Below are 12698 nucleotides of genomic sequence, written 5' to 3'. Positions count from 1 at the left end.
AACGTTTTATCCGGGCTGGCCGCAGTTCTGACAGACATAAAAAAAGCGCTTACGCGCTTTTTTTATAACCTGCCCTGCCCTTTAAGCCACTCTCTTAACAAGAACAGCGCGCTTACATTGCGGGCCTCATTGAAATCAGGCTCTTCCAGTAAGTCCATTAAATGGGCCAGTGGCCAACGCACCTGCGGTAACGGCTCTGGCTCATCACCGGGCAACGACTCAGGGTATAAATCCTCAGCAACCATAATATTCATTTTGCTGGAGAAATAAGACGGAGCCATGCTGAGTTTTTTCAGGAATGTTAATTCCTTCGCGCCAAAACCCACCTCTTCTTTAAGCTCGCGGTTGGCCGCCTCATACATATTTTCACCGGGATCGATCAATCCCTTGGAAAATCCCAGCTCATAAGATTCGGTACCCACAGCATATTCGCGAATGAGAATGATATGATCGTCTACAATAGGCACAATCATCACCGCTTCACGTGACGAGGGACGCATACGTTCATAGACACGACGTACGCCGTTGCTGAATTCCAGGTCCACACTTTCGACGTTAAAAAGTCGTGAAGACGCGACGGTTTCAACGTTAAGAATGGTGGGTTTTTGCAATGATTCGCTCATTATTATCGGTCTTTCCAGAGATTACTGGCATTATTGTGCGACATGCGACACTGTTTCGGCAATGTTCTTCGCGCCTCATTTACATTCCTGTAACTTAGCAGAAGCTATTTCCCAAATAAACCTAAAAGTCAAGAGGTTGAAATAAAACTAAGAATTTGCTGATATTCGCTCTATTGTGGCTTTGCTACTATTTTGCATGTTGTCAGGCGCTCACCTATTAGACTAACGATTTGCCCGATAACGCTCCAGCCATATTCATTGAATTTACGGGAAAGGGTGCAACTGACTACACCTGCTAGTAAAAGTAAGATGGGGAAAGCATGAGCACCATTTTGATTTATTTCGCTGCTATGCTGGCCTGCGTATGCCTTGTTGGGTGGTTTTACAAAGCGCGATCGCAAAGACGATACCGCCTGCCACATCTGCAAGCTTTCGCTGGCGCGACAACCCGCAAATTAACTCCTGATGAGCGCAGCGCTGTTGAAAGCTATCTGGAATCGCTCTCCCGTACCCGTCAGGTACCGGGCCCGACCGGTGCGACGGCTGCCCCGATCTCCCTCACGCTCAACGCACAAAGTAATACCGTCATCAGCGTCACCCGTGCGATCACCCGCTACGGGATTACGACCGATGCCCCGAACAAATGGCGCTACTATCTCGATTCTGTCGAAGTCCATCTGCCGCCATTCTGGGAGCAGTATATCAATGACGAAAACAGCGTTGAGCTTATCCGTACCGACACTCTGCCGCTGGTCATTTCGCTAAATGGCCACGCCCTGAATGAATTCCGTCCGGAAGAACACAGCCTGGTGCCAGAACAGGTTCCCTCGTCGCACTCAGCTATCCGCGGCGAAGAGACGGAGCAAATTGAGCTACTTAATATTCGCCGTGAAACGGTGGAAGAGTATGCGCTGAGCCGCCCGGACGGCATGCGCGAGGCGTTACTGATTTCAACATCGTTTTTACTGTTCTTTTTCTGCCTGGTCGCCCCGGACGTGTTTGTCCCGTGGCTTGCTGGTGCCGGAATTATGCTGCTTGCGGCCGGGCTCTGGGGCATCTTCGCACCACCCGCGCAAACTGCGCTGCGCGAAATCCACTGCCTGCGCGGCACGCCCAAACGGTGGGGGCTTTTTGGTGAGAACAATCAGGAACAGATCAACAATATCTCGTTAGGCATTATTGACCTTATCTACCCAAAACACTGGCAACCTTTTATCGCCCAGGATCTGGGGCAACAAAGCGATATTGATATCTATCTCGATCGTCACGTGGTTCGACAGGGGCGCTTTTTATCGCTGCATGATGAGGTCAAGAACTTCCCCCTCCAGCATTGGGTGCGTAGCGCCGTGATATCAGCCGGGGCGATGCTGGTTCTGATTATGCTGCTGATGTGGGTTCCACTGGATATGCCCATCAAGTTTACCCTTTCATGGATTAAAGGGGCGCAGACCATCGAAGCGACGAAAGTTAGTCAGCTTGAAGCAGCTGGGCTGCGTATCGGTGACTCGCTAAAGATTCACGGCACCGGCATGTGTAGCATCCATTCGTCAAGCAACTGGAGCGCTCGCCAAAGTTCGCCTTTTGCGCCGTTCGACTGTTCACAAATTATCTGGAACGATGCGCCGCCGCTTCCCTTGCCGGAATCAGAAACCGTCACCAAAGCGACAGCACTGGTGGAAGCCGTCAACCGCCAGTTGCATCCAAAACAGGATGATGGCTCTCGCGTTAGCCCGGCACTGCGTACGGCAATCCAAAAATCAGGCATGGTCTTACTGGATGATTTTTCTGAGATTGTGCTGAAAACGCAGGATCTCTGTTCAGCAGAGGACGACTGTCTGCGGCTTAAAAACGCGCTGGTTAACCTGGGGAACAGTAAAGACTGGGATACGCTGACGTCGCGCGCCAGCGCGGGCAAACTCACCGGCGTGAATGTGTTGCTGCGCCCGGTCAGCGCAGAATCGCTGGATAACCTGGTCACCACCTCCACCGCGCCCTTTATTTTGCGCGAAACAACCCGCGCGGCACAGGCGCTTAACAGCCCGGCACCTGGCGGCTTTCTGATTGTGAGTGAAGAAGGTAGCGAGCTGGTAGATCAGCCCTACCCTGGCGTCTCGTTGTATGACTATCCGGCTGCCGAACAGTGGGCAGAGTTCCAGCGTCTGGCGGGAATGCTGATGCAAACTCCCTTCACCGCCGAGGGTATCATCACCAATATTTCGACTGACGCCAACGGTACTCGTCATATCAGCCTGCACCGTATGCCAAATAGCACAACGGGACTCTGGCGCTACGTCAGCACTGCGCTTCTGCTTCTGGCAATGATTGTCTGCTGCGTTTATAACGGCGTCCAGGCGCTGCGCCGCTACCATCGAAACCGCACGCGTCTGGCTGAAATTCAGCAATACTACGAAAACTGCCTGAATCCCGGGCTTATCCCCGCACCTGATAGCCTGACCTGATAAATGTCATGCGCGCCGGGTATGCTAACCTGTCGCGCATCGTTATTTCTGGCTGGAGTTTCTTATGCATTTTGATATCGACTGGCAGAACGTGGATACCGTTCTGCTGGACATGGACGGTACGCTGCTCGATCTCGCCTTTGATAATTATTTCTGGCAAAAACTGGTGCCGGAGACATTTGGCGCAAAGCAGGGCATTTCACCCGCAGAGGCTCAGGCCATTCTTCGTCAGGAATATCATGCCGTTCAGCATACGCTAAACTGGTATTGTCTGGATTACTGGAGCGAACGCTTAGGGCTGGATATCTGCGCGATGACAACGCAGCAGGGGCCGCGCGCCATACTGCGTGAAGATACTGTCCCTTTTCTTGATGCGCTGCAAAAAAGTGGTAAGCGGCGCATTCTGTTGACCAATGCGCATCCGCATAATCTCGCGGTGAAACTTGAGCACACCGGTCTGGCATCACACCTTGATTTATTACTTTCCACCCACACATTTGGTTATCCGAAAGAGGATCAGCGTTTGTGGCAAGCCGTGGCGCAAGAGACCGGCTTAAACGCCGACAGAACGCTGTTCATTGATGACAGCGAACCCATTCTGGATGCCGCCGCAAAATTTGGCATTCGTTACTGCCTGGGCGTAACCAACCCGGATTCAGGTCTGGCGGAGAAAAGCTATTTACGTCATCCCGGCATGAACGACTATCGCCACCTGATTCCCTCGCTGAGCGTGAAGGAGGGGTAATGAAAGAACAGTCAGCACCTGACGTTCGCCTCGATAAATGGCTGTGGGCAGCGCGTTTCTATAAAACACGCGCCTTAGCCCGCGAGATGATCGAAGGCGGCAAAGTGCATTACAACGGTCAGCGCAGCAAGCCGAGTAAAATCGTCGAACTGAATGCCACGCTGACGCTCAGGCAGGGCAATGACGAACGTACGGTGATTATTAAAGCTATTACCGAACAACGCCGCCCCGCCGCAGAAGCCGTCGAAATGTATGAAGAGACTGCGGAAAGCGTAGCGAAGCGCGAAAAAATGGCGCTGGCACGGAAGATGAATGCGCTTACAATGCCGCACCCCGATCGCCGTCCGGATAAAAAAGAACGCCGCGACCTGATGAAATTTAAATATGGTGACAGCGAGTAACGCGCACCCGCAAGAGAGAAAACTATGGCTCAACATGACCAATTACACCGTTACCTGTTCGAGAACTATGCCGTACGCGGTGAACTGGTAACCGTCTCCGAAACCTGGAAGCAGATCCTGGAAAACCATAGCTATCCGCAGCCAGTGAAAAACATTCTCGGCGAGTTGCTGGTCGCGACCAGCCTGCTGACTGCCACCCTGAAATTTGCGGGCGATATTACCGTTCAGCTACAGGGCGATGGCCCAATGAGCCTGGCTGTCATCAACGGTAACAACCGTCAACAGATGCGTGGTGTCGCGCGCGTACAGGGCGACATTGCTGACGATGCCGATCTGAAAACGCTGGTTGGCAATGGCTATCTGGTCATTACCATAACACCAGAAGAAGGTGAACGTTATCAGGGCGTCGTCGGTCTGGAAGGCGATACGCTGGCAGCGTGTCTGGAAGACTACTTCTTGCGTTCCGAACAACTGCCGACCCGCTTGTTCATTCGTACAGGCGATGTGGAGGGTGCACCGGCCGCAGGCGGTATGTTGCTGCAGGTTTTACCCGCTCAGGATACCCAGGCGGTGGATTTTGAACACCTGGCAACGCTGACTGAAACGATCAAAGCAGAAGAGCTGCTTACGCTTCCGGCGCAGGATGTTCTGTGGCGTTTGTACCACGAAGAAGAAGTCACCCTGTACGACCCGCAGGATGTGGAATTCAAATGCACCTGTTCTCGTGAACGCTGTGCTGGCGCATTAAAAACCCTGCCAGATGAAGAAGTTGACAGCATTATTGCCGAAGAGGGCGAGATCGACATGCATTGCGATTACTGCGGTAATCACTATCTGTTCAACGCCATGGACATTGCTGAAATTCGTAACAACGCCTCGCCTGCCGACCCGCAGGTCCACTAAGACCTTCCTTAATCGTCAGCAAAAGCGCCACCTTAACGGTGGCGCTTTTGCATAGCACGTCACGTTTCCGTTAAAATGTTTTCTGAAAGCCTTACGTAATTTACTTTCATGAAAGCGATTACAGTCACAAAGCTGCCGTTAAAAATATCGCTTTACGTCGCTTTAGTGACATTTTCTCGATTATTCTGGCTATTATTGCCAGAAACTGTGTCGCCACGTGACCCATGTCACAGCGTTTTCCGCGTTCCTGGGCTTGTCGAGATACGTAAATCTATGAGCCCCGTCGCGGTCAGGGAATGAGCAACAACCCTACAATTTCAGGCAGTACATATTGGCTAAGGAGTAGTGACATGCGCGTTAACGTTTTAACCCCGCAAGATCTCAAGGCTTATGGTATCAACGATGTTCAGGATATCGTCTATAACCCCGACTACGATACGCTGTATCAGGAAGAGCTCCGTCCAGACCTGGAAGGATACGAGCGCGGAGTATTGACGAATTCTGGTGCTGTCGCCGTCGACACCGGTATTTTTACCGGCCGTTCGCCGAAAGATAAGTATATTGTCCGTGATGACACCACCCGAGACACCGTCTGGTGGTCTGATAAAGGCAAAGGCAAGAACGACAACAAACCGCTCTCGCCCGAAGTCTGGCAACACTTGAAAGGGCTGGTGACGCAACAACTCTCCGGTAAACGTCTGTTTATTATCGACGCCTTTTGTGGCGCCAATGCGGATACCCGTCTCTCCGTTCGCTTCATCACAGAAGTTGCCTGGCAGGCGCACTTTGTGAAGAACATGTTTATCCGTCCGACAAATGAAGAACTCGCTGAGTTTAAACCTGATTTTATTGTCATGAACGGGGCGAAATGCACAAACCCGTTATGGAAAGAACAGGGATTGAATTCAGAGAACTTCGTTGCGTTCAACCTGACTGAACGCATTCAGTTGATTGGCGGTACCTGGTACGGCGGCGAAATGAAAAAAGGGATGTTCTCGATGATGAACTACCTGCTGCCGCTGAAAGGCATCGCATCAATGCACTGCTCGGCAAACGTCGGCGAGAAAGGCGATGTCGCCGTTTTCTTTGGCCTGTCAGGTACCGGGAAAACAACCCTTTCTACCGATCCGAAACGCCGCCTGATTGGCGATGATGAGCATGGCTGGGACGACGACGGCGTCTTCAACTTCGAAGGGGGTTGCTACGCCAAAACCATCCGACTGTCAGAGGAAGCGGAACCGGATATTTTCCACGCCATCCGTCGGGATGCTCTGCTGGAAAACGTGAGCGTACGCGCCGACGGCAGCATCGATTATGACGATGCCTCGAAAACAGAAAATACCCGAGTGTCGTACCCGATCTACCACATCGACAACATCGTTAAGCCCGTTTCAAAAGCCGGGCATGCAACAAAAGTTATCTTCCTGACCGCAGACGCGTTCGGCGTGCTGCCGCCTGTTTCCCGCCTTACCGCAAGCCAGACGCAGTATCACTTCTTGTCAGGCTTTACGGCTAAACTGGCGGGCACAGAACGTGGCGTAACCGAGCCTACGCCAACTTTCTCCGCCTGCTTTGGCGCAGCATTCCTGTCGCTGCACCCTACGCAGTACGCAGAGGTCCTGGTGAAACGTATGCAGGCCGTCGGTGCGCAGGCATATCTGGTGAATACCGGCTGGAACGGGACCGGCAAACGCATCTCCATTAAAGATACGCGCGCGATTATCGATGCGATTCTGAATGGCGAACTGGATAACGCCGAGACCTTCACCCTGCCGATGTTTAACCTGGCTATCCCCACAACATTGCCCGGCGTGGAGACAAAAATCCTCGACCCGCGTAATACTTACGCATCGCCGGAACAGTGGCAGGAGAAAGCAACGCAACTGGCTAAACTGTTCGTCAGTAACTTTGAGAAGTATACGGATACCCCTGCGGGTGCCGCACTGGTGAGCGCCGGACCGAAGCTGTAATTTTCCAACGCAAGCCAAACAAAACCCGCCTTCAATTCACTGAAGGCGGGTTTTCTGTTAGTTCTCTTTGCCCGGCGTGTTCAGGCGAGTAATGGGAATCGGCAGCCATGCACGGATCGACAAGCCTCCCCGCTCACTGGTACCAAGCTCAAGCAAACCGTTGTGGTTATCGACAATACGCTGAACAATCGCCAGCCCAAGACCCGTACCGCTGGTGCTACGCGCACTGTCGCCACGGACAAACGGCTGGAACAGATGTTTGCGCTGCTCCGGCTTGATGCCAGGACCGTCATCCTCCACCTGGAACCAGGCGCGATTAAGCTCTGTACCGCTACTGACCTTGATCCAGCCATTACCGTACCGGGCAGCATTCACCACCATATTGGCAACGGCACGCTTGATCGAAAGCGGGTGCATACGAACCAGAATTTCGCTGTCATTAAGCGCTGTATCAATTTCACGCTCATAGCCACTCTCGGCCGCCACCACTTCGCCCAGGACCGCGTTTAAATCGGCGATTTCCATCGGCATCTCCTGCCCGGTTCGCAGGTAGTCGATAAACTGCTCGATGATGGCGTTACACTCTTCGATATCTTTATTGATCGATTCCGCAAGGTAGCCATCTTCTTCGGCCATCATCTCTGTGGCCAGACGAATACGCGTCAACGGCGTACGCAAATCGTGGCTCACTCCGGCCATCAACAGGGTACGGTCATCCGCCAGTTGCTTGACCCCTGACGCCATCTGGTTAAACGCGCGCGTCACAGAACGTACTTCGGAGGCACCATATTCACGCAGCGGCGGCGGAATATGTCCTTTGCCCACTTTTAGCGCGGCATGTTCCAGGTCGACCAGCGGTCGGTTCTGTATTCGGATAAACAGCCATGCGCCCCCTATCGCCAGAAGCATAATAGCCAGCGTGTAGCGGAACAGCGGGGAGAAATCGCCCTGATGAATTTCCGTCAACGGCACGCGTACCCAAATATTGGGCGACAGCCAGGTTTTCAACCAGACAACCGGCGAGCTCTTGTTAACCTCAACGCGCACTTCCGTTGGGCCACCCAGTTGCTGCGCCATCTGCTGGCTTAAAAATTCATAGTGCTGTGCCCAACGCAGGCCTGCGTCTTCTGCGGCTTCATTGGAATAGAGTGAGATACCGAGTTCGCGATAAATTTCACGGCGAAATGCCGGAGGAACCACCAGTTGTGTGCCGTCCTCCAGTTGCAGTTTATCAGTCATCAACATACGAACTTCGTAGGCGAGAACCTTATTAAACTGCTGGAGGCTGGGCAAAATCGCGAAATTCAGCACCACGAGGTAGGTCGTCACAAGGCTGACGAACAGCAATGTGACGATCAACAACAGCGTGCGGGCAAAAGAACTGCGCGGTGAGAAGCGCATTCGCCTCATGCTTTAGAACCGTCCGGCACAAAGACGTAGCCCAGACCCCAAACGGTCTGAATGTAACGTGGGTGAGCCGGATCCTCTTCCACCATGCGACGCAGGCGGGAGATTTGCACGTCGATAGAACGCTCCATTGCGGAGTATTCACGACCACGCGCCAGATTCATCAGCTTATCGCGCGACAGCGGCTCACGCGGATGGCTCACCAGCGCTTTCAGCACGGCGAACTCACCGCTGGTCAGCGGCATCGGCTCATCTTCGCGGAACATCTCACGGGTACCGAGGTTCAGCTTGAACTTACCAAATGCGATAACCGCTTCTTCCTGCGAAGGCGCACCGGGCAGTTCATTTGCCTGACGACGCAGTACCGCACGGATACGCGCCAGCAGTTCACGCGGGTTGAACGGTTTTGGAATGTAGTCATCAGCACCGATTTCGAGGCCAACGATACGGTCAACTTCTTCCCCTTTCGCCGTCACCATAATGATCGGCATCGGGTTACTCTGGCTACGCAGGCGGCGACAGATGGACAGGCCATCTTCACCCGGCAGCATTAAGTCGAGAACCATCAAGTGGAATGATTCGCGGGTTAACAGGCGGTCCATTTGCTCCGCGTTAGCGACGCTACGAACCTGGAAGCCCTGCTCGGTAAGATAACGCTCAAGCAGCGCGCGCAGGCGCATATCGTCATCCACTACCAGAATCTTATAATTCTCTTGCATTGTTTTTACTCCCAAAGGTTCCGACAATTATGAATACGTATTCTAAAAAAGTGCGCGTCGAGGACCAGCTAAATCTGGTATAAATTCTAGTCGAAATTGTTACAAAGCATATTTAACAGTAGCTTATATGCACATTGCATCACAGAAATGATGATTAATCCGCACCTTAAGGGGCGGTGATTTGTAAAGAAATCAGAGAAAAAAGAAGGCCATGAAATGAAAACGCCCCTGATCACCCGAGAAGGCTACGACAAGCTGAAACAGGAACTGGATTTTCTCTGGCGTCAGGAGCGCCCGGAAGTCACCAAAAAAGTCACCTGGGCGGCGAGCCTCGGCGATCGCAGTGAAAATGCCGACTACCAGTACAACAAAAAGCGCCTGCGTGAAATAGACCGCCGCGTTCGCTATCTGACAAAGTGCCTGGAAAACCTGAAAATTGTCGATTACTCACCGCAACAGGAAGGCAAAGTCTTCTTCGGCGCGTGGGTGGAAATCGAAAATGACGATGGCAACACATTGCGTTTTCGCATTGTCGGTTACGACGAAATTTTTGGTCGCAAAGACTACATCTCCATCGACTCGCCAATGGCGCGCGCGCTGCTGAAAAAAGAGGTCGGTGATGTCGCAGTGGTGCAGACGCCCGCCGGGGAAGCCACCTGGTATGTTAATGAAATCGAGTATGTAAAGTAACGCACCAGGAACTATCCGGTAGCCCCCGGCGCGACTGGCATTTTTCTGTCTCAGTCCGTATAACTATCCCCTGATTTTGTTCAGAAGATGATATTGAAATGATGAATGATTCGCTCTGCCGCATTATTGCGGGTGAACTTCAGGCCAGAGCCGAACAGGTAGAAGCTGCCGTTCGCCTGCTTGATGAAGGGAACACCGTGCCGTTTATCGCGCGTTATCGTAAAGAAGTCACCGGCGGTCTGGATGACACGCAGCTGCGTAATCTGGAAACCCGCCTGGGGTATTTACGTGAACTCGAAGAACGCCGCCAGGCCATCCTGAAGTCGATTGGCGAGCAGGGCAAGCTCACCGATGAATTGAGCAAAGCCATCAACGGTACGCTCAGTAAAACCGAACTCGAAGATTTGTATTTACCGTACAAACCCAAGCGCCGCACCCGTGGGCAAATCGCCATTGAAGCAGGCCTTGAGCCGCTGGCGGATTTGCTATGGAACGAGCCTTCACACGACCCGGAAAGCGAAGCTGCAAAATATATCGATGCCGACAAAGGCGTTGCCGATGCCAAAGCAGCACTGGATGGCGCACGCTACATCCTGATGGAGCGCTTTGCAGAAGATGCGCAGTTGCTGGCGAAAGTGCGTGATTATCTGTGGAAAAACGCCCATCTGGTCGCCGCCGTAGTGAGCGGCAAAGAAGAGGAAGGCGCAAAATTCCGCGATTATTTCGATCACCATGAGCCGATTTCCACCGTGCCGTCACACCGCGCGCTGGCCATGTTCCGTGGCCGCAACGAAGGGGTATTGCAGCTCTCACTGAATGCCGATCCGCAGTTTGATGAGCCGCCAAAAGAGAGCCATTGCGAGCAAATTATTCAGGATCACCTTGGCCTGCGGCTGAATAATGCGCCGGCAGATAGCTGGCGCAAAGGCGTTGTCAGTTGGACGTGGCGCATTAAGGTGCTGATGCACCTGGAAACCGAACTGATGGGGACCGTGCGTGAACGTGCGGAAGATGAAGCGATCAACGTCTTCGCCCGTAACCTGCATGACCTGCTGATGGCCGCACCCGCTGGCCTGCGCGCGACGATGGGTCTCGATCCGGGTCTGCGTACCGGCGTGAAAGTCGCCGTTGTCGACGGCACGGGTAAGCTGGTCGCCACTGACACCATTTACCCACATACCGGCCAGGCAGCAAAAGCCGCCGTGGTGGTCGCCGCGCTGTGTGAAAAACACAATGTTGAACTGGTCGCTATCGGCAACGGAACGGCATCGCGTGAAACCGAACGTTTCTTCCTGGACGTGCAGAAACAGTTCCCAAAAGTCACCGCACAGAAAGTGATCGTCAGCGAGGCCGGGGCGTCGGTCTATTCCGCCTCTGAGCTGGCGGCGCTGGAATTCCCCGATCTGGACGTTTCCCTGCGTGGCGCGGTGTCAATCGCCCGTCGTTTGCAGGATCCGCTGGCAGAGCTGGTGAAAATCGATCCGAAATCCATCGGCGTGGGCCAGTATCAGCACGACGTCAGCCAGACGCAACTGGCGCGTAAACTGGACGCGGTCGTCGAAGACTGCGTGAACGCCGTTGGCGTGGACCTGAACACCGCGTCTGTTCCCCTGCTGACTCGCGTTGCCGGTTTAACCCGCATGATGGCGCAAAATATTGTCGCCTGGCGCGATGAGAATGGTCAGTTCCAGAATCGCCAGCAACTATTAAAAGTCAGCCGACTGGGGCCAAAAGCCTTTGAGCAGTGCGCGGGCTTCCTGCGTATCAACCACGGCGACAACCCGTTGGATGCCTCTACCGTGCACCCGGAAGCGTACCCGGTTGTGGAACGTATTCTGGCGGCGACAGAGCAGTCTCTGCGCGATCTGATGGGCAACAGTAGCGGTCTTAAGTCACTGAAAGCGTCCGACTTTACCGACGAGCGTTTCGGGGTACCGACCGTGACTGACATCATCAAAGAGCTGGAAAAACCAGGCCGTGACCCGCGCCCGGAGTTCAAAACCGCCCAGTTTGCTGACGGTGTTGAAACGATGAATGACCTGCTGCCAGGCATGGTGCTTGAAGGTGCGGTGACCAACGTTACCAACTTCGGTGCGTTTGTGGATATCGGCGTGCATCAGGATGGCCTGGTACATATCTCTTCGCTTGCCGATAAATTTGTTGAAGATCCGCATACCGTCGTGAAAGCGGGGGACATCGTCAAAGTAAAAGTGCTGGAAGTGGACCTGCAACGCAAACGTATTGCGCTGACCATGCGCCTTGATGAGCAGCCGGGAGACAGCAATTCACGGCGTGGTAATGGCGGCGCTCGCGAGGCAGGCAACCGCCCTGCCGCCCGTCCGGCCAAACCGCGCGGGCGCGAGTCGCAGCCTGCTGGCAACAGCGCCATGATGGATGCGCTGGCGGCCGCCATGGGCAAAAAACGTTAAACCCTTCGCCCTCTCTTTCGGGAGAGGGTACTCCCTCTTCCAGATGTTCAAATCTAAACAAACAGGTGTACTGCGTTATTTCTTACCTGCCAGTAACTCTTTGAATAATCTCCGGATTAATTTTCAAAATTATTAACTAATTTTATATTAGTTATATTTTAGTTAATAAAACCGCCTCATAACTCTTTATTATTTAAACTTTATTCTTATTATTAATTTAACCTTAAGTCCGGGTAATAAATTAAATATCCATTCACTGTTTCTTATTTGTTATTGCAAACGGGAAAGGCAAAACAACATAAATTTTGAGCCATATCAACAATGGCTCGGATTGTGGTTCCGCTTTGCGTAA

General features: G+C 52.9%; 10 protein-coding genes. 7 read left to right on the top strand and 3 right to left on the bottom strand.

The genetic code is table 11. The annotated features are described in order from the left end of the window. Positions 1-62 precede the first annotated feature (62 nt). Complete coding sequence (gene nudE / locus ACS0RQ_RS01940) at positions 63-623, bottom strand: ADP compounds hydrolase NudE (RefSeq protein WP_041851386.1); 561 nt, start codon at positions 621-623, stop codon at positions 63-65. 320 nt (positions 624-943) lie between these two features. On the opposite strand from nudE, the gene ACS0RQ_RS01935 reads away from it, so the two are divergent. From ACS0RQ_RS01935 to pckA, 5 genes are all read left to right on the top strand, one after another. Next, the gene (locus ACS0RQ_RS01935) at positions 944-3082 is read left to right on the top strand and encodes an intracellular growth attenuator family protein (RefSeq protein WP_334633412.1); all 2139 of its coding nucleotides are present in this window, start codon (positions 944-946) and stop codon (positions 3080-3082) included. A gap of 64 nt (positions 3083-3146) precedes the next feature. Then, positions 3147-3827 carry a GMP/IMP nucleotidase gene (gene yrfG / locus ACS0RQ_RS01930; protein ID WP_271849270.1) on the top strand — a complete coding sequence of 227 codons (681 nt, stop codon included), beginning with the start codon at positions 3147-3149 and terminating at the stop codon, positions 3825-3827. Continuing rightward, positions 3827-4228 carry a ribosome-associated heat shock protein Hsp15 gene (gene hslR, locus ACS0RQ_RS01925; protein WP_041851383.1) on the top strand — a complete coding sequence of 134 codons (402 nt, stop codon included), beginning with the start codon at positions 3827-3829 and terminating at the stop codon, positions 4226-4228. The genes yrfG and hslR overlap by 1 nt, the downstream gene beginning before the upstream one ends. A gap of 24 nt (positions 4229-4252) precedes the next feature. Continuing rightward, on the top strand, positions 4253-5131 hold the full coding sequence (gene hslO / locus ACS0RQ_RS01920) for an Hsp33 family molecular chaperone HslO (RefSeq protein WP_041851382.1): 879 nt from the start codon (positions 4253-4255) through the stop codon (positions 5129-5131). A 350-nt stretch (positions 5132-5481) separates the two neighbouring features. Further along, a complete protein-coding gene (pckA, locus tag ACS0RQ_RS01915; RefSeq protein ID WP_041851381.1) occupies positions 5482-7101 on the top strand; it encodes a phosphoenolpyruvate carboxykinase (ATP) in 1620 nt (539 codons plus the stop codon). Between the two features lie 57 nt (positions 7102-7158). Here the strand turns inward: pckA and envZ are convergent, their stop codons facing one another. Next, positions 7159-8511, bottom strand: a complete 1353-nt coding sequence (gene envZ / locus ACS0RQ_RS01910) for a two-component system sensor histidine kinase EnvZ (RefSeq protein ID WP_193794539.1) — start codon at positions 8509-8511, stop codon at positions 7159-7161. Then, entirely contained in the window at positions 8508-9227 is a 720-nt protein-coding gene (ompR, locus tag ACS0RQ_RS01905) for an osmolarity response regulator transcription factor OmpR (protein ID WP_001157751.1), read from the bottom strand. Before ompR ends, envZ begins: the two co-directional genes overlap by 4 nt. Before the next feature lie 216 nt (positions 9228-9443). Between ompR and greB the strand changes: the two genes are divergently transcribed. Together greB and ACS0RQ_RS01895 are read left to right on the top strand one after the other, a co-directional pair. Next, a complete protein-coding gene (gene greB / locus ACS0RQ_RS01900; protein WP_041851379.1) occupies positions 9444-9917 on the top strand; it encodes a transcription elongation factor GreB in 474 nt (157 codons plus the stop codon). 98 nt (positions 9918-10015) lie between these two features. After that, a complete protein-coding gene (locus ACS0RQ_RS01895; RefSeq protein WP_271849272.1) occupies positions 10016-12346 on the top strand; it encodes a Tex family protein in 2331 nt (776 codons plus the stop codon). Positions 12347-12698: the final 352 nt, after the last annotated feature.

The sequence above is a fragment of the Phytobacter diazotrophicus genome (genome assembly GCF_052061655.1).
GTDB lineage: Bacteria > Pseudomonadota > Gammaproteobacteria > Enterobacterales > Enterobacteriaceae > Phytobacter > Phytobacter diazotrophicus.
This window is presented reverse-complemented; position numbering and strand designations above follow the sequence as displayed.

Coding starts and splice junctions, on each gene's coding strand:
- greB (WP_041851379.1), top strand. CDS start 9,444: ATGAAAACGCCCCTGATCACCCGAGAAGGCTACGACAAGCTGAAACAG.
- ACS0RQ_RS01895 (WP_271849272.1), top strand. CDS start 10,016: ATGATGAATGATTCGCTCTGCCGCATTATTGCGGGTGAACTTCAGGCC.
- ACS0RQ_RS01935 (WP_334633412.1), top strand. CDS start 944: ATGAGCACCATTTTGATTTATTTCGCTGCTATGCTGGCCTGCGTATGC.
- hslR (WP_041851383.1), top strand. CDS start 3,827: ATGAAAGAACAGTCAGCACCTGACGTTCGCCTCGATAAATGGCTGTGG.
- ompR (WP_001157751.1), bottom strand. CDS start 9,227: ATGCAAGAGAATTATAAGATTCTGGTAGTGGATGACGATATGCGCCTG.
- envZ (WP_193794539.1), bottom strand. CDS start 8,511: ATGAGGCGAATGCGCTTCTCACCGCGCAGTTCTTTTGCCCGCACGCTG.
- pckA (WP_041851381.1), top strand. CDS start 5,482: ATGCGCGTTAACGTTTTAACCCCGCAAGATCTCAAGGCTTATGGTATC.
- yrfG (WP_271849270.1), top strand. CDS start 3,147: ATGCATTTTGATATCGACTGGCAGAACGTGGATACCGTTCTGCTGGAC.
- hslO (WP_041851382.1), top strand. CDS start 4,253: ATGGCTCAACATGACCAATTACACCGTTACCTGTTCGAGAACTATGCC.
- nudE (WP_041851386.1), bottom strand. CDS start 623: ATGAGCGAATCATTGCAAAAACCCACCATTCTTAACGTTGAAACCGTC.